The sequence below is a fragment of the Dictyobacter aurantiacus genome, from assembly GCF_003967515.1.
Taxonomy (GTDB): Bacteria; Chloroflexota; Ktedonobacteria; order Ktedonobacterales; family Ktedonobacteraceae; genus Dictyobacter; species Dictyobacter aurantiacus.
This window is the reverse complement of the sequence record NZ_BIFQ01000001.1, coordinates 630,552-653,393: the sequence shown is the minus strand read 5'-3', so window position 1 is coordinate 653,393 and position 22,842 is coordinate 630,552. Positions and strand designations below refer to the sequence as shown.

The 22,842-nt window shown below is 53.9% G+C and carries 21 protein-coding genes and 1 tRNA gene; 18 read left to right on the top strand and 4 right to left on the bottom strand.

Features of this window, described 5'->3' with window-relative positions:
- Nucleotides 1-19: 19 nt before the first annotated feature.
- Nucleotides 20-790 (bottom strand): serine O-acetyltransferase EpsC, encoded by a 771-nt coding sequence (gene epsC, locus KTT_RS02635; RefSeq protein WP_126594511.1) that lies wholly within the window; start codon nucleotides 788-790, stop codon nucleotides 20-22.
- Nucleotides 791-1,135: 345 nt separating this feature from the next.
- Here epsC and KTT_RS02630 point away from each other — a divergent pair, with 345 nt between their 5' ends.
- Nucleotides 1,136-1,519 carry a hypothetical protein gene (locus KTT_RS02630; protein WP_126594510.1) on the top strand — a complete coding sequence of 128 codons (384 nt, stop codon included), beginning with the start codon at nucleotides 1,136-1,138 and terminating at the stop codon, nucleotides 1,517-1,519.
- 161 nt (nucleotides 1,520-1,680) lie between these two features.
- Nucleotides 1,681-1,756 (top strand) — tRNA-His (locus KTT_RS02625).
- 167 nt (nucleotides 1,757-1,923) lie between these two features.
- Here the strand turns inward: KTT_RS02625 and KTT_RS02620 are convergent.
- On the bottom strand, nucleotides 1,924-2,706 hold the full coding sequence (locus KTT_RS02620; protein WP_126599365.1) for an LLM class F420-dependent oxidoreductase: 783 nt from the start codon (nucleotides 2,704-2,706) through the stop codon (nucleotides 1,924-1,926).
- Nucleotides 2,707-2,915: 209 nt separating this feature from the next.
- Here KTT_RS02620 and KTT_RS02615 point away from each other — a divergent pair, with 209 nt between their 5' ends.
- The 14 genes from KTT_RS02615 (at nucleotide 2,916) to KTT_RS02550 (ending at nucleotide 17,457) form a co-directional block, all read left to right on the top strand.
- On the top strand, nucleotides 2,916-3,926 hold the full coding sequence (locus KTT_RS02615; RefSeq protein ID WP_126594509.1) for a Gfo/Idh/MocA family protein: 1,011 nt from the start codon (nucleotides 2,916-2,918) through the stop codon (nucleotides 3,924-3,926).
- A gap of 559 nt (nucleotides 3,927-4,485) precedes the next feature.
- Complete coding sequence (locus tag KTT_RS02610) at nucleotides 4,486-4,740, top strand: hypothetical protein (protein ID WP_126594508.1); 255 nt, start codon at nucleotides 4,486-4,488, stop codon at nucleotides 4,738-4,740.
- Nucleotides 4,741-5,012: 272 nt separating this feature from the next.
- Nucleotides 5,013-5,912 (top strand): LLM class flavin-dependent oxidoreductase, encoded by a 900-nt coding sequence (locus KTT_RS02605; protein ID WP_160145595.1) that lies wholly within the window; start codon nucleotides 5,013-5,015, stop codon nucleotides 5,910-5,912.
- Nucleotides 5,913-6,131: 219 nt separating this feature from the next.
- Nucleotides 6,132-8,462, top strand: coding sequence for a xanthine dehydrogenase family protein molybdopterin-binding subunit (locus KTT_RS02600; protein ID WP_126594506.1), 2,331 nt, complete (start codon nucleotides 6,132-6,134; stop codon nucleotides 8,460-8,462).
- A gap of 229 nt (nucleotides 8,463-8,691) precedes the next feature.
- Nucleotides 8,692-9,789, top strand: a complete 1,098-nt coding sequence (locus KTT_RS02595) for a HEAT repeat domain-containing protein (RefSeq protein WP_126594505.1) — start codon at nucleotides 8,692-8,694, stop codon at nucleotides 9,787-9,789.
- A 313-nt stretch (nucleotides 9,790-10,102) separates the two neighbouring features.
- A complete protein-coding gene (moeB, locus tag KTT_RS02590) occupies nucleotides 10,103-11,281 on the top strand; it encodes a molybdopterin-synthase adenylyltransferase MoeB (protein ID WP_126594504.1) in 1,179 nt (392 codons plus the stop codon).
- A 149-nt stretch (nucleotides 11,282-11,430) separates the two neighbouring features.
- Nucleotides 11,431-11,703 carry a MoaD/ThiS family protein gene (locus KTT_RS02585; RefSeq protein ID WP_174844772.1) on the top strand — a complete coding sequence of 91 codons (273 nt, stop codon included), beginning with the start codon at nucleotides 11,431-11,433 and terminating at the stop codon, nucleotides 11,701-11,703.
- A 14-nt stretch (nucleotides 11,704-11,717) separates the two neighbouring features.
- Nucleotides 11,718-12,653 carry a PLP-dependent cysteine synthase family protein gene (locus tag KTT_RS02580; protein ID WP_126594502.1) on the top strand — a complete coding sequence of 312 codons (936 nt, stop codon included), beginning with the start codon at nucleotides 11,718-11,720 and terminating at the stop codon, nucleotides 12,651-12,653.
- Complete coding sequence (locus KTT_RS02575; RefSeq protein WP_126594501.1) at nucleotides 12,647-13,072, top strand: M67 family metallopeptidase; 426 nt, start codon at nucleotides 12,647-12,649, stop codon at nucleotides 13,070-13,072. Before KTT_RS02580 ends, KTT_RS02575 begins: the two co-directional genes overlap by 7 nt.
- A 147-nt stretch (nucleotides 13,073-13,219) precedes the next feature.
- Nucleotides 13,220-14,047 (top strand): hypothetical protein, encoded by an 828-nt coding sequence (locus tag KTT_RS02570; protein WP_126594500.1) that lies wholly within the window; start codon nucleotides 13,220-13,222, stop codon nucleotides 14,045-14,047.
- Nucleotides 14,048-14,373: 326 nt separating this feature from the next.
- Nucleotides 14,374-14,895: a hypothetical protein gene (locus tag KTT_RS02565; protein ID WP_126594499.1), complete on the top strand. Its 522-nt coding sequence runs from the start codon at nucleotides 14,374-14,376 to the stop codon at nucleotides 14,893-14,895.
- Between the two features lie 161 nt (nucleotides 14,896-15,056).
- Nucleotides 15,057-15,605, top strand: a complete 549-nt coding sequence (locus KTT_RS02560) for a hypothetical protein (RefSeq protein WP_126594498.1) — start codon at nucleotides 15,057-15,059, stop codon at nucleotides 15,603-15,605.
- Complete coding sequence (locus tag KTT_RS02555) at nucleotides 15,580-16,932, top strand: glutathionylspermidine synthase family protein (RefSeq protein WP_160145594.1); 1,353 nt, start codon at nucleotides 15,580-15,582, stop codon at nucleotides 16,930-16,932. The genes KTT_RS02560 and KTT_RS02555 overlap by 26 nt, the downstream gene beginning before the upstream one ends.
- Nucleotides 16,933-17,043: 111 nt before the next feature.
- Entirely contained in the window at nucleotides 17,044-17,457 is a 414-nt protein-coding gene (locus KTT_RS02550; RefSeq protein ID WP_126594496.1) for a secondary thiamine-phosphate synthase enzyme YjbQ, read from the top strand.
- Between the two features lie 133 nt (nucleotides 17,458-17,590).
- On the opposite strand, the gene KTT_RS02545 is transcribed toward KTT_RS02550, so the two are convergent.
- The gene (locus KTT_RS02545) at nucleotides 17,591-18,640 is read right to left on the bottom strand and encodes a hypothetical protein (RefSeq protein WP_126594495.1); all 1,050 of its coding nucleotides are present in this window, start codon (nucleotides 18,638-18,640) and stop codon (nucleotides 17,591-17,593) included.
- 319 nt (nucleotides 18,641-18,959) lie between these two features.
- Here KTT_RS02545 and KTT_RS02540 point away from each other — a divergent pair, with 319 nt between their 5' ends.
- Nucleotides 18,960-20,243, top strand: a complete 1,284-nt coding sequence (locus KTT_RS02540) for an aspartate aminotransferase family protein (protein WP_126594494.1) — start codon at nucleotides 18,960-18,962, stop codon at nucleotides 20,241-20,243.
- 36 nt (nucleotides 20,244-20,279) lie between these two features.
- Nucleotides 20,280-21,794, top strand: coding sequence for a CoA-acylating methylmalonate-semialdehyde dehydrogenase (locus KTT_RS02535; protein ID WP_126594493.1), 1,515 nt, complete (start codon nucleotides 20,280-20,282; stop codon nucleotides 21,792-21,794).
- A 46-nt stretch (nucleotides 21,795-21,840) separates the two neighbouring features.
- On the opposite strand, the gene murQ is transcribed toward KTT_RS02535, so the two are convergent.
- Complete coding sequence (gene murQ, locus KTT_RS02530) at nucleotides 21,841-22,776, bottom strand: N-acetylmuramic acid 6-phosphate etherase (protein ID WP_126594492.1); 936 nt, start codon at nucleotides 22,774-22,776, stop codon at nucleotides 21,841-21,843.
- Nucleotides 22,777-22,842 lie beyond the last annotated feature (66 nt).

Genomic DNA, 22,842 nt, shown 5'->3' with positions numbered 1-22,842 from the left:
TATCAAAAACCAGTGTGGCTTAGATCTGGTAATCCATCTCCCAGGGATCTTTGCCGTTCCAGCCCTGGGTTAGCTCCTGGTGCTTCTCCAGCATCTCGCCACCTTTGACCAGGAGCTCGGCTGGCTTGGAGACGACCACCGAGTTTGGTGGTACCGATTCGAGCACCAGGGTCATGCCGCCGATTTTGCTGCCTTTGCCAATGGTGATGGGACCCAGAATGGCCGTTCCAACGCCAATGGTGACGTCGTCCTCAATGGTAGGATGCCTCTTCTGCTGCTTACGAAATGGACTCGGCCTCCACCATCCGGTGGCACCCAGCGTGACCTGGTGATACAGCATTACATTATCACCGATTACGGCGGTCTCGCCGATCACTACGCCTGCGCCATGATCAATGAAGAAGCGTTTGCCGATCTGGGCTCCTGGATGGATCTCAATGCCGCTGGTAATGAAGCGTGCGAACTGAGAGATCAGGCGTGGGATGAGCGGTATATGTTTTTTATAGAGCTCATGCGCCACGCGATGAAACAGGATGGCCCATAGACCTTGATACAGCAGCGCCTCAAAGATATTTTTACAGGCTGGATCTTTTTCAAAGATAACATCGATGGCGTCTGGCCAACGCGTTTTGCGACGAGGTGTCTTGGCTGGAACAGGAATAAAAATTCCTGGAGGCAATTCTGGCAAGGACGCCAGTTCATCTCCATCAATAGTGGATTTCTGGTCGCTTGCTTGTGTGTTCTCAGGAATATCTGTTCCGTTTGAAGCACTCTGTGGTCCCTGTGACATACCTGCTTGTGTCCTTTTCTCTCGATGACCAAATTTCGGCCTATGTCTTCTCTTTGGAGTGTAGGACAGGGATTTCTGCTTGTCAAGTGTCTCCACTTCTTTTTTCACTAGTGGCGCCGTGAATGCGCACTCACGCATCCGCGACGATGCTAGTGTGAAATAATATATGTGCCCCGTAGGAGCGGAAAAGCGTACAGGCCGAATGCGAGTTTTTTTGTGTTGGTACCAGTAGATTGACCTTTTTTTGACTTATGGACAGACTGTGCTGTATAAAATATGAAGAGTATGTTCAGGATATTCGTTTGTGACACGTTATATATCAAAATGTTTTGAAGAGAGATTGGCATGAAATTAGTTCGCCGTTCGCGTCCTCGCAGCATTACCACCTTCGCCATTTTTGAGCTGATGGGATCACTGGGCTGCCTTGTCTTGTTGCCTTTTACCAGTGCTGGATCGCGTGATTTTATTGCTCTTTTGCTGGGAGCCGTGCTCGGCTTTGTGGTGGTCTTTGGCCTGTGGACCGTGCAGTACTGGGCATACTGGGCCACAGTGGCCTATGAGTGCAGCGAAGTGCTCTATGAGCTCTATCTGTTGACCCGGCCCGAATACAGAAACATCATCCATATGTTCGGGCCCATCTTCGGTATCGCGATGAGTGCCCTCGCGCTCGGATACCTGTTTTTGGACCGCTCGATCAAGCCGGTGTTTAATCGCGCCGCTCTTCCTTAGCCTGTGCATAGATCACGCGGGGCGGCAGAAAGTGGGTAACCACCAGCACTTTATTGAGTTTTCCAAATTTAACAAAAATTGTGTTGTTTAGCTATTGACAATTCGCAAGTGCTCCGGTATACTGTCGACGTGCTAAGAAATGAGCACACAAAAACAGTCTGGTGACCGTAGCTCAATAGGCGGAGCTCTGGATTGTGGCTCCAGCGGTTGTGGGTTCGAGCCCCATCGGTCACCCCACTAAAAGCGCTGCCTCCCAAATGGAAGGCAGCGCTTTTTTGTTTGTCTTTTCACTCGTACGTAGCTATTATCTCTACAGGTGATGAGAGGACCAGACAAAAAAGCGTCCCCGACTGTGAGCTACACGGCCGGGGACACCTGATGTATTGAGATATAGTGAGAGGCGGTTACTTGCGAGAATCGCGCCAGCGTACCAGTTTCTGAACCGCTTCAAAGTCCCAGGGAGCACCCAGGCCCAGGATGAGCTGGCTGATACCGGCATTGACGAGGGCGTCGCGCTTCTCGTCGCTATCCTCTTTGTCGGTGCCGCATGTGCGCTCGATCTCGTTGGGATCCCGGCCCTCTTTCTGACACCAGTCGTTGAGTACTTCCATCTTATGTGTAATAGTCTCGGGATCGCCGAAGCCATGCCACAGATCGGCGTACTTAGCGGTCAGGCGCAGGGTCTTCTTCTCGCCACCACCACCGATCAGTATGGGAACCGAGCCCCGTACAGGTTTGGGGACATCGACCTCCCAGCGTTTTTTGATGATCTCTAGCGACTCTTCCAACGCGTTCAGGCGGCTGCCCGCGGTACCGAAGTCATAGCCGTACTCTTTATAGTCGCGCTCGAACCAGCCCGCACCGATGCCCAGAATCAAGCGTCCATTGGTAATATGGTCGAGCGTTTTGGCCATATCGGCGAGCAAGGCGGGATTGCGGTAGGTGTTACAGGTAACCAGACAACCAATCTGAGCCTTGCTGGTCAGCATACCCATGGCGGTCAGCAGGGTCCAACCCTCAAAGTGATTGCCCTGTGGATCGCCGTAGAGCGGGAAGAAGTGGTCCCAGTTCCAGATGGTATCCACTCCCAGCTCTTCAACGCGTTTTACCGCATTGGCGAAATCTTCGTAAGAAGTATGCTGTGGGTGTAACTGAACTCCCACCTTTAGTGGATATTTTTTTGTCATTTGTGGCACGAGATATATATCCTTTCTCTATGCTAGGGGCATGGTAATCCTCCACGCCTCTCTGAATGTAAGCACGTTTTAATACAGGTTGCAAGTTTCAGCTGGCTTTTATCCACCGTTGATGCGAAAATCTGTTGAATGCTATTGAACATGATCTGTTGTTTGCGCTTATAATTGAGAGTGAATTTTACCGAAAGGAATTTCCTGCTATGGAACCCAGGATTTTGATTCGAAAAGACCCTGTTCGTTGGGGAATCTTAAGTACGGCCAATATCGGTGTGCGTGCCGTGGCGCCGGCCATTCGAGCCTCCTCAAATGGAAAGCTGATCGCCGTTGGCAGCCGTGATAAAAACCATGCCACCGAGGCGTATTCTTTTGCCCCCAACGTGCGTATATATGATTCTTACGATGCAATTATCGAGGACCCTGAGATCGAGGCGGTTTATATTCCTCTCCCCAACAGCTTGCATGCCGAGTGGTCTATACGAGCCTTGCAGGCGGGCAAACATGTCCTGTGTGAGAAGCCAATGGCTATCACGCGTGAGGAGGGCGAGGAGATGGTGCAGGTGGCTCGTGATAGCGGAGTATTGTTGATGGAAGCGTTTATGTATCGCTTTCATCCCCAGATTGTCTGGGCACTGGAACAGATCAGGGCGGGTGTGATTGGACCCGTACGCCTGGTGCGTTCCTCATTCTCTTTCGATATTCGGACGCGCAGCGAAAACATCCGTTTGCAGCCTGATCTGGCCGGTGGTTCGTTGATGGATGTGGGATGCTATCCTATCAACCTTTTCCGCGCCATCTATGAGCGTTCACCTCGTTCAGTGGCCGCCCGAGTACATGTAACCGGCCCGGTAAGCGTCGATCTGGCCACCAACGCTGTGCTGGACTATGGCGATGGTTGCTTCGGCATTCTCGATAGCAGTTTTGGCCTGCCCTCGCGCCAGGGCGCGGAGATCATCGGCGAGGCTGGCATGATCACGCTGCCCGTCCCTTTTACGCCGGGCAACTACGATATGACCGCCTTTATCACAAAGGACGGCCAGATGCAGGAGCAGTCTTTCTCGGGTGTGGACCAGTATCAGTTAGAGGTGGAACACTTCGCGCAATGCATTCGTTCCCATCAAGACCCGCAGCTCTCTTTAAGCGAGACGCTGGAGAACCTGGCTACCATCGAAGCCATCTATGAGGCGGCTGGCCTCGACTGGCCAATTATTTGAGGGTGTCAGACTCTCATGATGATGGCCTGCGGCCTGCATCGGTTTTCGCACCTGCGGTGCTCAGAATTCCATTGTGTGTTGGTGCATGGGGTGCGCTGATGCGCAACCTATGCACCAACACACAAAAACAGCGCGGCCGCGGGGGGCGCGTGAGCGCCCCCAACATGACGGAAGTCAGACACGCTCGAAGCTCGACTTTGTATAAAAGTAGCAAAGTGAGCTCGCAGAAGAACGACCATCAAGGTCATTTCTCAGCTCAACGAGCGAAAAATGTACAAAGTCGAGCTAAGGATGCTAGAGGGGGCATGGGTCACTCATGTCTTCCTGATAGCGTGGATGCCAACCATTTTTTGCGGCGTGTATATTTTTTCCCTCCAAAACACAATTTTTGTGTTCTGAGTGTGTTTAGAATAAAAAATGCAAAAGATGTATAAAGTGCTGGCTGTTTGTTGACTATGCCTCTGGTATCCACCTAGAATGGAAGTAGGATCGCTCATTGCAGACTAGTGATGTGATGTATCTGGCGAGATATTGTCTCGGCAGGAAGGAGCCAATAATTATGGATGCAATCGTGGGGCGCTACCGCGCCCATATGGAAGAGTCAGGTCTGGTCCTCAAGCATCCTTCAGGCATCAGTTTTGATCTGACACCTGAGGAGGCGCTGGGTCTGCTGGATTTTATTACCGCTTATCGGCCAACCTTGCTTGCCTTGCAAGAAGAACGTGATACAGACCCGCGCATGGCGAGCATTGTGTTGGATAAAGACACTCGCAATCCAGGCTTAGAGGCCATTGCGCCATCTGATAGCGAGTAAGCAGCGCTTACGATTTATGAGTATTTAGCCGGCTCCTTCTTCAATTGTGAATGGATGCAGGCCAGGATGAAGCGTATTGTTTCTCCCGGCTTGTTTTAGTGCTTTGTTTTCCGGGCCCTTTGCTTTTTCCCTCCTTGCTTCTTTCCTCCCAAACATGATAGGCTGCAACGTGAAGCGAATGTGCTCTGTAGAGAGATATAACCTATAGGGGAGAGTCGGGCAAGTGCTTTCCGCGTTTGTTTCCTAAGAGCAATGAAAATGGAGGTATGGAGTTGGCTGCAGTTGAATTTGGTCTGATGCTGCGTCAGAATGATCCAGGGCATGGGTTGCGCGAGTTGATGGATTTTAACCGCCATTGTATTGAAGAGCTGAAGAGGGGTTTTACGACGCTCTGGCTAGAGGATCATGTGCAGGTTGGCGAGACCGATGCACTGGAGTGTCTGACCACCCTGAGCTACCTGGCGGCCCAATATCCACAGTTTAAGATTGGCTCCCTGGTGCTGTCCCAGTCATATCGCAATCCCGCCTTGCTGGCTAAGATGGCCGCCAACCTGCAGGCCCTGACGGGGGGCCGCCTGATCCTGGGTATCGGGGCGGGCTGGAAAGAAGACGAGTATAGATCCTATAACTACCCCTATCCATCTGTGAAGACGAGGATGGAGGAATTGGAAGATGCGATTCAGGTGTTGCGCGCAATGTGGACCACGCAGCCAGCTACTTATGAGGGGAAGCACTATCAGGTGCATAACGCCTATGGTGCCCCTCGGCCCAACCCTATGATCCCTTTGCTGGTTGGTGGCGGCGGCGAGCAGCGCACCCTGGCTATCGTGGCCCGTTACGCGGATTGGTGGAACTTCAATTCTTGTACAGTAGAGGAATACGAGCGCAAGCTGGCGATTCTGCGTCAGCACTGTCGCCACGTTGGCCGGGATTTTTCAGAGATTACCCTTTCCTATCTTAGCACCATCAGTGTCTCGGACGATCCCGCGCGGGTCAAGCGCAATCCAAACAAGCATTTTATCGCTGGCAGCAGTGAGGAAGTGATACGCGAGCTGGAGCAGTTTCGCTCCATTGGGGTTTCGCACTTTATGTTCCGCATTCTGGACGTGGAGTCCTTGCAACATTTCGTAGCCCATGTTGTTCCACATTTTGTTGTTCCACATTTTGTATAGATATGTTCTACACTTATGCTATTTGGCATAGATTATGTCTGACATAAAACCCATGGGTGTGATACACTGCTATGGTGAAGGTCTATGCAAGTTCTGAAAAGCTTACATGACGCGGCTTTGCCGCTTGCTCGCAGGCACTGCCGGGTGAAGAAGGCTCAGCGCCCATAACTGGTGAACGTATGTACTGTTTTAGATCATCGGATGGAGTATTTTTCCAATATGGCACAAACAATTGATCACGAGACAAATCGCGTTGCGGTTGGTAAGCCCACGCGCCGTATGGATGCGGAAGAGAAATTGACAGGTCGCGCGCGTTTTTCTGGTGACCTGTCCTTTCCAGGTTTGCTTCATGCGCGGCTGGTATTGAGTCCATATGCCCATGCGCGCATTGTCTCGATTGATACGACCGCGGCCCTGGCTATTCCAGGAGTGGTTGCTGTTTACACCGCTGATACGCTGAAAATGGCGAAAGCGCATGAGAGTTCGCGTTCGCAGGCTCCCCTGGCTCGCGATGAAGTATTTTGGTGCGGTCATCCGGTAGCGGTTGTGCTGGCGGAATCCGAGGCCTTGGCACAGGATGGCGCGGAGGCGGTGGATGTCGATTATGATCCGTTGCCAGTGGTAATTGATCCATTGGCGGCGCTCCAACCAGACTCGCCCTTGACGCGGCCACGTTCCAAAGATGAGACTTCTGAGATTGCTGGTGGTGGCACGCATGCTGATGTGGGAAACACGCAGGCTGAGGAGGAAGAGCAGGAAGAACTGTCGCAGAACGTCAGCGACCATGTGCATATGCATACTGGCGATATCGAGGCTGGTTTACGCGAGGCCGACGTGGTGGTTGAGCGCACCTATCGCACGCACTCGGTCCATCAATCCTATATGGAGCCGCAGTCGATCACGGTTGTGCCAGAGCAGACCTCTGGACACAAAATGCGCGTCTATGCCAGTACGCAGGGTCTCTACAACGCACGCACAGATATCTCGAATGCCCTGAACCTGCCGGAGCGCCAGATCCTGGTCGAGCCGATGCCGATCGGTGGCGCCTTTGGCGGTAAGTTTGGCCTGGTTGAGCCTCTGGCAGCGGCGGTGGCCTACGCTATTCGTAAGCCTGTGCGCCTGGTCTATACGCGCCAGGATGAACTGCTGGCTGGTAATCCTGCTCCCCAATCGGTGATCACAGTCAAACTGGGCGCAAAGCGTGATGGTACGCTGGTCGCGTTGCAGGCCAGGATTATTCTTGACTCTGGTGCCTTCCCGGGTGCGGCGGCAGGTCTGGCCGGTTACCTGATCTCGAGCGTCTATCGCTGTGCCAATACCGACATTCGCTGCTACGAGGTGTTGACAAATAAGGTTAGCGTAGGTGCCTATCGAGCTCCTGACGCGCCTCAAACGGCCTTTGCGCTTGAGTCGACGGTGGCGGATCTCTGCCAGGAGATGCAGATCGATCCAATCGAGTTCCGGCGCCAGAATGGCCTGCGGGGTGGTGATCCTTCTGGCAATCCCCGCCGTCCTACGTTGCCACCCCTGGGTCTGATTGAGTGCCTGGACGGTATCGAGCGGCATCCGTTGTGGAAGGAGCGCCAGAAACTGAAAGAGCCTCCCGTTGAACTGGCTGGTTGGAAGATCGGCTTTGGCCTGGCCGTTGGTGGTTGGCCCGGTGGAAATGATGTGGCCGCTGCTGCCTGTCGCCTGGAATCCGACGGCACGGTCTCTGTGGTCGTTGGCACCGTTGATCTGACCGGATCAGATACCTCGCTGGCCTTGATCGCCGCCGAGGCAATGGGAGTCCCCTCATCCCAGGTCAATGTAGCCCACGACGCCACCGATACTATGCCATATAGCGGTGCCACAGGCGGTAGTAAGACGATTTACTCGATGGGACCCGCTGTGATGGCGGCGGCACGCGATGCTCGCCAACAGATCTTGCAGATCGCCAGCGATATGCTGGAGGCGGCGGTAGACGATCTGGAGTTCAAGAATGATAGCGTGGCGGTAAAAGGCGTACCGGGCAAATCGCTGTCGCTGCAAAAGATCGCCCAGGCTTCGACCAGCTTCAGCCGTCGCGGACCTGTCTACGGTCAGGGTCGCACGCCAGTGCCTGAAGGTTCGCCGATGTATGCGGCCCACCTGGCCAGGGTCGCGGTTGATCCCGATACTGGAGAGGTGCGCGTACTGGATTATGTGGCGGCTCAGGATGTCGGTCAGGCTATCAATCCACCCGCCGTTGAGGGACAGATCCACGGTGGCGTCACCCAGGGGCTAGGGTGGGCGCTCTTTGAAGGTCTGGAGCACGACGAAAATGGTCAGTTGCTTACCGCTACCTTCATGGATTATGCCCTGCCACATAGCTTTGATGTGCCCAATATCACGCCACTCCTGATCGAGGTCCCCTCGGGGCCTGGTCCTTATGGGGCTAAAGGTGTCGGTGAACCCCCGGTTATTCCGGTAGCTGGTGCAATCGCCAACGCCATCTCTGACGCGGTTGGCGTGCGCCCGACCGAGATTCCTATCACCCCCGAGCGTCTCTTTAACGCGCTCCACCAATAAGCTGATTATATTCTCACTCCACGGATACGAGTGCAGGAGGACGGCTAGTCCTCCTGCCGGGGTGTGGGCGAGCGTGCTGGGGGCACGATCAAGTCACCCACGCTATTCCCTCAATCACCCCATGGATGTATAGCATCCGTGAGGTGAGAATATGATATACTTTAGTGTAGTCTCTTTTTAGGATCTTCCTCTCTGACGGTGCGTTGTTTCATCCTGTTCAGGAGAGCTTATGATGACGCCCCATTCGGATCCTTATACGCAAAATTCCCATAATATAGAGCAGCAACCCATCCCGGCTTCAATGCCACCGGCTTCTGATATTACACCACCAATGGGAGAGACTCCCCCACAGGTCTTAGCCGAACAGGCCGCCGAGGGCCATCGTGGCGCTGCCTGGCGCTTGATGATCTGGATCCTTAAAAATGATCCACGCGCAGTGATTGCCGTCTCTTCATTGAATGATGATCGCCTGGCTCGCAATCTACTGGAATTTATTGCTCTGGGTACCTGGGCTGGTAAACCATTCGCGGTACCGCTGCCTCTACGTTCACCTTATGCTCGTACACGCCTGCGTACCCTTTTTATGCCGGGAGCGGGCATGGATAGTCAACGAGCGCGCGAGGTTTTGCTGGCTGGCATGCGGTCTCCCAATTTCCACATGCGCGAGAACTCGGCCTACATTCTAGGCCTGATTGGAAATCAGCATGATGTACCGGTGCTGATTGAGGCCTTGAAGGACGCTGTTCCTGTGGTGCGCCTGCAGGCGGCCAGGTCTCTGGGACGCATGCGCGCTGCTGCGGCGGTGCCGGAGCTACTGGAGGCCCTGCATAGCGCTGATGAGTTTGTGGGGACGCAGATCTTTCAGGCGCTGGTGCAGATAGGTGGACCGGCCGTACCGGCGTTGATCGCCGAGTGTAGTAGCGTCTCAGCCTGGACGCGCTGGCATTGCGTGCGCGCCCTGGGTGAAATCAACGACGCCAGGGCCGTCCCCGTCCTTGCTCAGAGCTTGAACGATCCGGACCACGGTGTGGCCTGGATGGCCGCCAAAGAACTTATTCAATTTGGTAAATTGACCGTTGTGCCAACTTTGCAGGTATTGATAAACTCCGACACTTCTCCCTGGTTGGCCGAGACAGGTTCATATGTATTGCATCAGCTTTACCTGCGCTATCGCAGATTGCAGCCCTATCTGTCACCGCTAGTGCAGGAAATGCAGCAATCATCTTTCAAAATCGGTACCGGATATACCGCCCAAAAAACGCTGCGGCATATAGAGCAGGACAAAGTATTACAGTCATCGACGCGCGAATTATCCGCGACCGAGTGAACCCGATCAAAGACAAATCCACACCGCCTGATCGATTTGGCCAGGCGGTGTGGATTTGTCTTTGAAATGCCGCTTATCTGGAATAATAGCTGCTGGCAGAGTGTTGATATACATGAGAGCGTAAAGGTCAGGGATAAATTCTATCCCTGCTCTATTTTCCTTCCTTTTCGCTACCTTCAACAAACCAGATGGGCCCCATGAAGAACGGTAGTTAGCTCAGCTTTCTTGACAAGAAAAAATCTTACATGGTACTCTTTGGTTAGTTAGATAAAAACAAATTTGATATACTTAGTCAACATTGAGGTGATGTAACATGGGTGATGCTTTTCGCGAGATATTGCGGCAAGCACGGCAACATGTACCCGAATGGTCTGCATCGCAGGTGAATGAGGTATTAAACCAGCGTAAGCAGGGAAATGCAGATTTCACACTGGTAGATGTGCGTGAGAAGACCGAGTGGAATGAAGGATACATTCCCGGGGCTATACATGTTCCGCGGGGACATCTTGAGTCGCAGATCGAAGAGACGGTTCCCGATAAATCAAAGAAGGTTGTCCTGTATTGTGCTGGCGGCGTGCGTTCACTCATGGCAGCAAGCACCTTACAGCAGATGGGCTATCAGGATGTCGTATCGATGGCTGGTGGCTTTGGCCAGTGGAAGGGCAGTGGTCTGGGTTTTACGCAGCCGCGCACATTGAACGATGCCCAGTCAAAGCGCTATAGCCGCCATCTGCTCGTGCCGGAGGTTGGTGAGCAGGGTCAGTTAAAGCTGCTCGACTCCAAAGTACTTTTCATCGGCGCGGGTGGCCTGGGTTCTCCTGCGGCTCTGTATCTGGCCGCGGCCGGCGTTGGCACCATTGGCATTATCGATGCCGATGTGGTTGATGATAGTAACCTGCAGCGCCAGGTAATCCACAACACCGAGCGCATTGGCCAGTATAAGGCTGAATCGGCCCGTACAACCATCAATGCGCTCAACCCTGATGTCAATGTTATTACCTATATTGAGCGTCTGGACGAGAACAACGTCAAGCAGCTGGTTTCTGAATATGATCTGATCATTGATGGCACCGATAACTTCCCGACGCGCTACCTGCTCAACGATGCGGCACTGCTCTTCAACAAGCCGGTAATCCATGGCAGTGTGTTCCGTTTCGAGGGACAGGTAACGGTGTTTAAGCCCTACGAGGGCCCCTGCTATCGCTGTATGTATCCTGAGCCACCACCAGCAGCACTGGCGCCTAGCTGTGCCGAGGCCGGTGTCCTGGGTGTGTTGCCTGGTATCATTGGACTTCTGCAGGCAACCGAGGCCATCAAGGTCTTGCTGGGTATCGGTGAGCCCCTGGTTGGCCGCCTGCTAACCTATGATGCACTGGCGGGCGAGTTCATGGAGCTAAAGCTCTTCCGTGATCCTAACTGCGCCGCCTGTGGTGAGCATGGGCATCCAGAAGATCTGCCAACCTATGCGGACGTTTGCGCGATTCCCGCGTAACGTATTGATAGCAATAAAGGTAGGCGGAGAGCATAACGTTCTCCGCCTGGGAGTACGGGGGCCTGTGCTCCCACCTTATTTCACCACCGGGTGGTGGTCGGATACGAAAAATCAAAAAAGCAAAAATTCGAAAAGCTGGAGAAAGCATCATGGCAAATATTCGTTTAGCACCGGTACTGCGCTCGTATGCGGGCGGCTCCAAACAGGTCAGTGCGCAAGGCGCAACCCTGGCTGAGGTCCTGAGCAATCTGTATCAGGTTCATCCTTCCCTGAAGGAGCAGATTCAGCCCGAGCAGGATCTGAGCCGTTTCGTCAATGTCTATGTCAATGATCAAGATGTTCGCTATCTACAAGGTCTGCAGACCGAGGTAGGCACGAACGATACCATTACTTTGCTGCCAGCCATGGCTGGTGGACGCTAGGAGAGAGAAGACGTATGCGCTATGGCAGCCTCCTGGAAACAATTGGAAACACGCCACTTGTTGAGCTAAAGAGCTTCAGCCCGCGACCGGGGGTGGAGATTTATGCCAAGCTTGAGGGCAGCAATCCTACAGGCAGCGTGAAGGACCGGGTAGCGAAGAAGATGATCGAGGAGGCAGAGGCGGCCGGGAAGCTACATCCAGGTTCGATCTTGCTGGAGCCAACAAGTGGCAATACCGGTATCGCCCTGGCGATGATTGCTCGTATTAAGGGATATCAGTTTGTCGCTGTACTGCCGGATAATGTAACGAGTGAACGCCAGAAGATGCTTGAGCTGTATGGCGCAAAAATCATCTATTCCGATGGTCGCCTGGGTAGTAATGGAGCGGTGAAAATGGCCAGGGAACTGGCTGAGGCCGATGACCGCTACGTGATGCTGTACCAGTATGGCAATCCGGCCAATCCCCGTGCCCACTACGAGACCACGGCGGTTGAAATTATCCAGGACCTCCCCGACATTGATGTGTTTGTAGCAGGCCTGGGGACTGGTGGTACCCTGACCGGGACCGCCCGCCGCCTGAAAGAATACAATCCCGCCATCAAGGTCGTCGCGGCCGAGCCGCAGCAGGGCGAAGGGGTGCAGGGTCTGCGCAGCCTGCAGGATGGTTTTGTGCCTCCTGTACTGGATCAATCGATGCTGGATGGCAAGATACTGGTCTCCAGCATCGATTCTATTCAGCGCACGCGTCAGTTAAAGGATCAAGAGGGCATCTTCGCCGGACCATCGTGTGGCGCTTCTCTCCACGCGGCCTTACGTGTGGCCGATAGTATGGATCGGGGCAAGATCGTCGCCCTGCTGCCTGATGGTGGCTGGAAGTACCTGAGTGAAGATCTCTGGACGCTCCCGATTGAGCAGATCGAAGATACATTAGAGGCAAAAATCTTATGGTAGCTGAAACAAGTTTTGTGGTGCATGTTCCTTCGACCATTTATCAAGAGATGGTCGAGCATGTGAGCAGTGGATATCCCAATGAAACCTGTGGCGCGCTAGGGAGCGTCGATGGGCGGACGATCAAGCACTATCCAACCGCCAACGCCGCCGAGCGACCGGATGACTTCTCGATCATCGGCGAAACAGATCTGATACGCATCTATGATGATATCGATACCTATGATGGAGAACTGATCTATTATCATTCGCACCCGATCACCGAAGCCTATCCTTCTCCACGCGACATCGATTATGCCAGACGCAGCGGCTACCTCTATATTATCTTCTCTCACCGTCACCATCCCGAGCCGCCCTACGCCCGCGTCTTCAAGATCGACGTCCAGGGCCAGGTGACCGAAGGCAAGATCGCTATCGACTAGTACCCCAAAGATAGAGAGCGAGGTGCGCAAATGGGGCTCCGGCCCCATTTGCGCACCTCGCTCTCTATCTTTTTGTCTCCTTCTGAACGCCTTCAGACGTGCTTTAAGAGTAGCTCATGTTTGTGCATAGCGGAAAGGGGAAGTGTTATGTCCGTGCGGACCGATCCGCCAGAACTGGTGGTGCAGAAACTGGCTGCCTTCGAGCAGTTGCAGCCTGAATTTGAGCGTTCCTTTCTTTTTATTGAACAGGTACAGGGGCAGCAGCGTTTTGACTCACTTTCGGTCGCCGATGTTGTGCGTTACCTGCATGCGCTGTGGACCAGTGAATGCAAGACCAGCCTGTTGAGTATCCCGCGTACAGTCAAAGAATATGATGGTCTATTCTGCCTGAGTCTATTGCAGAACTGGCAGGAAGATGGGGATGTCGCGGCCGTCGTCGCTTTTCTCTATCGCAAATTAGATATGCTGCCTATTGTTGAGATTACCAGGCAGATTCAAGAGGCTCGGCGAGCGGATACAGCGGAGACGCAGATACAGCGCCTGATCTATGGCCGTAAGGTGATGCTTAACCGTCAGAACAACCTGACCCGGATGCTAGATGCCCTCTTTGCGCTTTCCTCGGAAGAGCTTTCGCGGCAGGTCCAGCAGGCCTGCGCAGAGTATGGGCATCGGCCGGATCAGATTGAGCAGCAGCGTGCGGACATGCAGAGTCCACTCTATACATTTGTTCCTCACCAGGTACTGGCTGAGCGGAATATGCTGGTGATGAATACAATGGGGCGCCAGACCATGGACCGTCCCAGCAACCCTGCAGCGCAGCGCACCTCGCCCGTTCAGCAAGCGCGCACTGATCCACAACCTCTGGCCGAAACAGTGATTCCGAACTATCAAGACATGACTTCGTCGGCGTATAATAATCTTATGAAAGATCGTTTCGCAGATCCGGAGGTACAGAAAAAACGCCAGGATGTGTAAATAGGAGGTACCTCATGAATGACTCGCGTGCAAAGAAGCGCAACTGGTTGATTACGGGCGCGTGGTTTGGCACCATCGCCCTGCTCGGTGTATTAAAGCGGATCATGGATAAGCAGCAGGCCTCGTAGTGTTGCCTTACAGCGATGATAGGCGCGTTTATACGTTTGAATATTGTGTCTCTAGCCGAGCTATGGAAGGTGGAGCAATCCAGATTTTCATAGCTTGTCTCCTTTCTTCCAATTTTCTCGTGACAACAGAGAAGCTATCGGGATTTCGCAGAGATAGAACTGTATTTGTGGATCATGAGAAGGAGGATGGTGATGTTTATGCTATCGAAGCCTCTCATCGCCGTTTTTGATAATTACGCTCATGCGGAACATGCGATTAATCAGCTACACCAGTGTGGCATTTCGCGCAAATCTATCCAGTGCACACGCAAGACGGACCACTGGAAGCTTTTACACATGTTTAGTCGTCGCTATGAGAGCTTTGAGGAGCTCGAAGCTGATCTGGAGTCGATTGGAACTCCCCTGACAGAGATACACTTTTATGAACGTGCTTACGAGGCCGGGATGACATTGCTGGTGGTCCGGGCGGGGATATATGTTGAGCAGGCGAAAGTTATCCTTATCAGCCATGGCGGTTACGACTATGCGAGCCATCCTCATCTCTCTTTCGCTCCCGCACCAGGTGCGCGGATGAGGATTGAAGATAGCTCTCAACCTGGCACGGCTTTTACCTCGGAAGGCATTAGCGCGGTGCACGCTGATTCACAGGTTATCGATGCCGATGTTGCCCACGCACTTCGCATCCTTAGCGAAAAAAATCAGAATGACCTGCATCCTTGATGCACGATGTTTCTTGTATTGTGGCAGAAAAGGGCCGGCATCGCCGACCCTTTTCTGCCACAATACAAGAAAAACAACATGCTTGCATTTCAATATAAAATAGAGTATATATATCTTATTCTATAATTATTAACTTTTTTTAATAAAAAGAGAAAAAGTATATGTTTGAAGAATCATCATCGTTGCGGCCGACGACGTGGACGGCTCCAGATTGTCATGATATGCAAGAGCAGACTCCGCAATCTATACCTGGTATAGCGGGGAGCACTGAGGTTGAAGCTCCTTTTTTCTCGGTTATTCGTGATGGAGCGGTAAAGTCTATCGCTCATACCTCTGAGGGCGGTAGCCGCCAGCTTTCGGGGCATATCGCGCGCCTGATTTCGGCTGTCAGCCTGGGGGCGGCCCTACTGGGAACCCTTGGTGGCTGCGGTTCCACCAGCGATGTTCCCTGTCCAACTCCTACAGCGACCAATGATAGCAGCAGTAGCAAGCCCATTTCGTGCACAAACAGCAGCGGTGGCCACTATCTCTGGTATCCAAGCCGTGGTGGCTGGGTGCCAAGCGATGACGGCGTAAATCCCAGGCCAGGTGCATCCGGAGTGGGTGGTGATGATGGACATGGCGGTGTTGGTGGCGATCACGGCGGAAGTGGAGGTGAGGGTGGGGGTGAAGGAGGAGGAGCCCATGGCGGTGGAGGCGAGGGTGGCTGATTCTCCACATCCTGACCCCCGTACCCGAGGGCAGCACTTCGCTGAGGACTATCGAAACTGGCGGCGTGCCTATTACAATCGCTTCCCCTCATTCTGGGGCACGCTGCCTGGCAGCAAGGTCGAAGAATACGCGGTTTATGGGGCGCTTGAGGTGCCCCATAACCACGTTCAGGCGTTGCGCCTGGCGTCCAGCAGACTATATGGGATCATGACACGCCTGGCTACCTTGCTGCAGCAGGCCGATGATCAGGCGCTTATGGATATAGGTATTCCATCCCCGGCTATCCCTTATTGCCATATCCTCATGCCCGCCATGCCGGCCGTGATGTGTGGTCGCTTCGAGTTCGCCTGGACCGCTCAGGGACCACGCCTGATCGAATTCAATGCCGAGACGCCCACCTTTGTCATGGAGCTATTCCACATGAACGGCCAGGTCTGCATTGATTTTGGCCTGGAAGATCCTAATCCACAATGCCAGCAACAACTGGCACAGGCCATCCATACCTCAATCCAGGCTGGCCTTGCCTGGCTTGAACCACCACCGCAGTCACCCGCGTCGGTAGTCTTTAGCGCCTATGCGGGACGTAAAGAGGAGCGTGGCACCACCGAGTTTTATCGCAACCTGCTTGAAAACCAGGGAAATTTGCCCTATCGTACATCTTTCCAGGGCCTCGATAAACTACGCGTGACACGGGATCGTTTGATGACCGTCGCGGGTGATCCTGTAGATGTGCTCTATAAGCTGTATCCAACCGAGCATCTGATCGAAGATATGGCGGCGGACGGCACCCCCGTGGGTCTGGCTTTAATGGACCTTGTACGCAGGCGGCGCCTGGCTATCATCAATCCACCCATCGCGTTTATTCTGCAGAACAAAGCCCTGGTGGCGCTGTTATGGGCCCTACACCTCGCGCAGAGCGAGATTTTTAGCGCGGAAGAGCACGGCTGGATTGAGCAATACGTGCTGCCAACGTATCTGGAGGCACTTGATGCGCAGGGGAAGCCAGTCTTTAATGGACCTTATATCGTCAAGCCTGTTTATGGTCGTGAAGGTTCCTCGATTACCATTGTGGATCAGCGACGTGTCGTCGAGCATAGCGAGCTCAACTTCTATGACGAGCAGTTCAAAGTCTATCAACAGTATGTCACCTTACCGACAACCACGTTGCAGACCGAGCATGGCCAGCAGGACGTCAGCCTGGTGCATAACTGTTTTGTTACCGCCGGTCAGCCTTCAGCTGTGGGCGTGCGTGCCTCACGCAAACTGATTTTTGACGACAACGCTTACTTTCTCCCTATCTGCTACCCTCATCGTGAAAACATATAGCTGGCCGGTGTAGCGGGCGGCTTTTATGCCGGTTGGGTACAATTCCTGTATGTCTTGCTGCTATATTGTCATTGGCAGCCAGGAAATTGAATTATCAGGAGAGTAGAACAGATGAAATCACACACGGAATATCTCACTTTTCATACGCGTCACCGTAAGGAGATTGTACCGATTACCGATGATGTCGAGCGTATTATCGCCGCCAGTGGTATACAGGAGGGGATGGCGCTCGTCTCCGCCATGCATATTACGGCCTCCATCATTGTAAACGACGAAGAGTCGGGTCTCTGGCACGACATTATGGAATGGGTTGAGAGGGTGGCGCCCGAAAATCCTGATTATTGGCACCACCGTACCGGTGAGGACAACGGTGATGCCCACCTGAAAAATCTCTTATTGCATCACCAGGTCGTTATCCCGATTACCAATGGTCAGTTCGACTCGGGTCCCTGGCAGCGTATTTTCTACATGGAGTTTGATGGCCAGCGCGATAAGAAGGTGATCGTCAAGGTGATTGGCGAGTAACGTCTGAAAATCTGAGTTAATCATTGGCGAGAGAAATGGTCCTGGTATCGATAAAGATCCGATACCAGGATCTCATGCTCAATGCATTAGAAACAAGACCATCATCATCGTAGGTGTTGGGCTCTGCTCCAGCTTACCGCGCAGTGATCTCATTTTTGACCACGGGTGGTTTGATCAGGTAGGTGAGCAGTAGTCCAAGCAGGCCACTGACGACGATTGAGCCCGCCGACAGATGAATCGTCCAGATCACACCGCTCGGGGTGGCAAACTGCAGTACCAGGAAGTAGGCCAGGAAGAAGCACATAGGTGTAAGCAGGGCGAACAGTCGATAGTTGGTCAGGTCCTTTTCTGGATCAGGTTGGAGAAAGTGATAGGCACAGTCCGCCAGCACGCCACCAAGAGCAGCAATCGCGATGCTCAACATGCTATCTGACATTACCGCCATGATGATGGCTGTGATCCCCCAGGTAAGTGTGAAAAATCCGGGGAATAAGCGCCAGCGCTGGAGTGCAAAGAGGGCAAAGCCGGTCACGACGACGGCCTGAAATAAGATGCTGACTACCGCTAGCATCTGCCCTTCACCATCACCTGTGGGGGTATTCGTCGGCCAGAAGTGGGCAAGTGGATGGAAGCCGGTTGAGACCAGGATTGGCAGGGCCATCAGCAGGATCTGCGACAGCACCAGATTCAGGCGTTGGATACCATGCAAGGAACCGCCCTGGCGATGATAGAGGGAGCGATAGGGGCTGGCCAGGAAGACACAGCCACACATCATGAGCAAGAGATGGGTAGGGCTGAGCTCGGCATCGATGTCGCGCTCGATTCCAAAGAAGATGTGCCACAGCATATCGCCGACACCGCCAATGGCGAAGCCCGCCACCGCCAGCACGGTCAATTCATAACCGGAAGGAATGGCCTCGTACCAGGAAGAGCAGCGCGTGCGATTGAGGCAGATGGTAATGACCAGTACCAGTGCCGTCACCAGAAATCCGGAATAGAGGACCGCGTGCCAGGGGGTAAAAAACGTTTCTAGCCGGGCCAGGTGGCTATGGGCCCAGGCATCCAGGCAGGCTCCTGCCAGGAACCAGGCGGTTGACAACGAAAAGACCAGGTTAAACCGTGATCCTTCAAACTTTGCTTTTTTGCTGACCCCTACGGGTAGATCGGTAGAGAGTGTTTTCAAAATTCTTCTCCAGTCGCCTGGTGATCCTATTAGTAACTTTAAGCGAATTTATGATAGCCGTCCACATATCATTGTATTTATACATAGGAAAACATATTCTGGCAATAGTTACAGAAAATAGTCTTTCTTTCATATTTCTCCGACCGATATCAATAACATGGTGTTTTTGCCTTTTCCTATTAGACCTTTTTGCAATGGCGATGTGGTTACTGTGGGCGATTGTAGATGGTTGCGCATTGACAAAGGTTTTTGTGGGCGGGTACATTACCTGAATACTGGAGTTGTGCAAAATATTGCTGCTAGCGTTAGAGGTTTGATAATGGATACGGTTGAAAAATACCAGCGTTATGTGAACACAAGTTTTGTGAAGAGCATCGAGCCGGTGGTGGTAGAACGCGCGGCGGGAGCAGAGATATTCGCGGCCGATGGGCGCACCTACCTGGATTGTTTTGCCGGTATCGCGGTTGTGAATGCCGGCCATGTTCATCCCCGTGTGGCTGAAGCGGCCAAAGCTCAGATTGATCGTCTGGTCCATGCCGCCAGTTATATCTATTACGTGCCAACCACGGCCGACCTGGCCGAGGTACTGGCGAAAATTACCCCCGGAGCACTGCAGAAGACCTTTTTTTGCAATTCGGGTGCCGAGGCCATTGAGGGAGCGCTACGCATGGCGAAGGTGGCCACCGGAAAGCGTGAGGTTATCTCGTTACAGATGGCCTTTCATGGGCGCACCTATGCCACCCTGTCCGTGACGGGGAATATGGCACGCAAGACGCGTGGAGGACCCTATATGTCGGGCGTAGCCTTTGCCCCAGCGCCATACTGCTACCGCTGTCCTCTGAAACTGGAGCCAGAGAACTGTGGCCTGGCCTGTGCCGACGCCGTTGAGGATGTCATTCGAACTCAGACCAGTGGAGACGTAGCCGCCTTCATCGTTGAACCCATCATGGGTGAGGGCGGACTGATTCCGTTGCCGCAGGGGTATCTCGCACGCGTCAAACAGATTTTGGAGCGCGCGGGCATTTTATTGCTAGTGGATGAGGTGCAGACAGGTTTTGGGCGCACCGGAAAGATGTTTGCTATCGAGCATCATGAAGGTGTTGAGCCAGATATTCTGGCACTGGCTAAAGGGATCGCGGATGGTTTTCCACTGGGCGCATTTATCGCGCCAGAGGCGATCGCCGATTGTTTCCAGCCGGGTGAGCATCTGAGTACCTTTGGCGGCAATCCCGTTTCCTGCGCGGCGGCGCTGGCCAATATCGAAGTGTTGCAGGATGAGGGAATCATCCAGCACGCGGCCGAGATGGGACAGTGGGTGCTGTCGACGTTGCGAGAATTGCAGCAACGCTTCCCTCTGATTGGTGATGTACGTGGTCAGGGTCTGATGCTGGGGATAGAACTGGTGAAGGATCGTCAGACAAAAGAACCTGCCGCGGCCGAGGCTGTGCGGATGCGCGCCCTGTGCCGTGAGTCTGGTCTATTGATCGGGGTAGGGGGCCAGTTTGGCAATGTTCTGCGCCTGCAGCCGCCGCTGGTCATCACGCGCGAACAACTATCCCATGCCCTGCAGATTATTGAACACGCCCTGGAAGCCTGCCGTTAAAGCCGTGTTTCCTATAGTTCGAGGAGCGAATTATTTATGACTATTTCGCAGCCAACGCAAGCACCGATTCTACACAACTATATCGGAGGCCAATGGGTGCCATCGACCTCTGATGAGACCCAGCAGATTCACAATCCCGCCACTGACGAGGTGCTGGCTCTGGTCCCATTGGGAAACCGCAGCGATATTGACCAGGCGGTAGAGGCTGCCAGGAAGGCTTTTCCCGCCTGGCGAGCGACTCCGCCCCAGGAGCGTGCGCGCTACTTCTTCAAACTGCGCCAGTTGCTGGATGAGCATCGCGACGAACTGGCTCGCCTGATTACGACCGAGATGGGTAAGACGCTGGATGACGCCCGCGGCGAGGTCCAGCGCGGCATCGAAAACGTCGAGACGGCCTGCGGCATCCCCTCATTAATGATGGGGTATAGCCTGGAGGACGGGGCCGCCCATGGCATCGATGAAGAGGTTATCTATCAACCGCTGGGCGCCTTTGCCGGCATTACCCCCTTTAACTTTCCCTTTATGATCGCGTTCTGGTTCTGGCCCTACGCGGTGGCCTGCGGCAATACCTTTATTCTCAAGCCATCCGAACAGGACCCGATCGTTCAGAAACGGGTCTTTGAGCTGATCGAGCAGGTTGGCTTTCCAGCCGGTGTGATTAATATGGTCAACGGTGGCAAGGAGGCTGTGAATGCCCTGCTGGAGCATCCAGGCATCAAAGGTATCTCATTCGTCGGTTCGACGCGGACCGCGCAATACGTGTATGCGCAGGCGGCCGCGCACGGCAAGCGCGTACAGGCTTCGGGGGGAGCCAAAAACGCGATCGTCGTGATGCCAGATGCCGATCTGGATATGTACCTGGGCACCATCATGAACTCCTGCTTCGGGGCGGCCGGTCAGCGCTGCCTGGCGAATTCGCTCATTTTGACGGTTGGCAGTGCCCATGAAGCGGTGCGTGCCCGTATTGGCGAAGCCGCATCCCGTCTACGGCTCGGCAATGGATTGGACAAGGGGACCGATATGGGTCCCGTTGTTTCGTCGGCTGCGCGCGATCGCATCGCGGCCGCTATTGCGCGTGGGATTGAAGAGGGGGCCGAACCCGTGCTGGATGGGCGCCAGGTGCATATTTCTGATTACCCACAGGGCTACTTTGTAGGTCCTACTGTGCTGGATAATGTGCGACCGGGGATGAGTGTCTATGAAGAAGAGATCTTTGGTCCGGTGATTGGACTGGTGCCGGTCGACACGTTAGCCGAGGCGATCGAGCTGATCAACGCCAAAGAATATGGCAACGCCGCCTCGATCTTTACTCAAAGCGGTTTTGCCGCCCGTGAATTCCGCTATCGTGTTGAAACGGGCAATATCGGCATCAACGTTGGCGTCGCGGCCCCCGTGGCCTATTTCCCTTTCAGTGGCGCCAAGAGCTCATTCTTTGGCAACTTGCATCCCCAGGGACGTGACGCCGTGCGTTTCTTCACGGAGAGTAAAGTGGTTATTACGCGCTGGACGCCGGGCGATGGTCAGCAAGCGATTACCGGTATTGGACGCTAGATGATCCAGATAATGGCTCCCGGGTATCCCCTGGGAGCCATTGCTATCATGCTGTTGGATGGGCATCGTTCAGGGCGGACCGGAGGATCTGGCCATGGGCAGTCAGTTGTTCGCGAGCAATATCGGCATCGACATTCGTCAGGCCCATGAATATGGCCACTTTGGTGTCACCGCCGGCTCGCTCAAGCAGAGAGACCGCCTGTTCCCGCTCGCATCCTGTCGCTAACTGTACTATTTTCATGGCACGCTGGACCAGTTTATAGTTTGTCGCCCGTACATCGACCATCAGGTTGCCGTAAGTTTTGCCTAACAGGATCATTGCACCGGTGCTGAGCATGTTGAGCACCATCTTCTGGGCCGAGCCCGCTTTGAGTCGCGTGGAGCCACTGATAACCTCGGGTCCAACGATGGGAGCGATCATAATCTCAACGGCCTGCTCCAATGGGGAGTTGCTGGTGCAGGCGATGCCGATCGTCAGGGCGCCCCGTGCGCGCGCGTACGTCATGGCTCCCAGCACATAGGGCGTGCGACCGCTGGCCGCCAATCCCACAACGCTGTCATTAGCCGTAACCTGTAGCGCGGCCAGGGCAGCTTCTCCACCGGACGGATCATCTTCCGCTCCCTCGATGGCATTGGTGAGGGCGCGCTCGCCACCCGCGATTACCCCGATCACCTGCTCTGGTGAGCTATTGAAGGTCGGTGGACACTCCGAGGCGTCGAGAATACCCAGGCGTCCGGATGTGCCTGCTCCGATATAGATCAGGCGGCCACTCTGGCGCATGCGGGCGGCGATACCCTCCATGGCCTGCGCGATTTTGGGCAACTCCGGTTGAATGGCCAATGCCACCCTGGCATCCTCATTATTTATCACCCGGGCGATCTCTAAAGGTGTCATCAGGTCAATGTGGCTGGTAGCTGGATTCGTCTGTTCTGTTTCCAGTGTGCTCAATGAGCGTTCTGTGTGGGCTGGCTGTTGTGACATCGTAAAATACTCCCAGTAGTAAGATAGCTAGCGGCTCGCGGTTGTATCGATATGGTCGTGGAACTG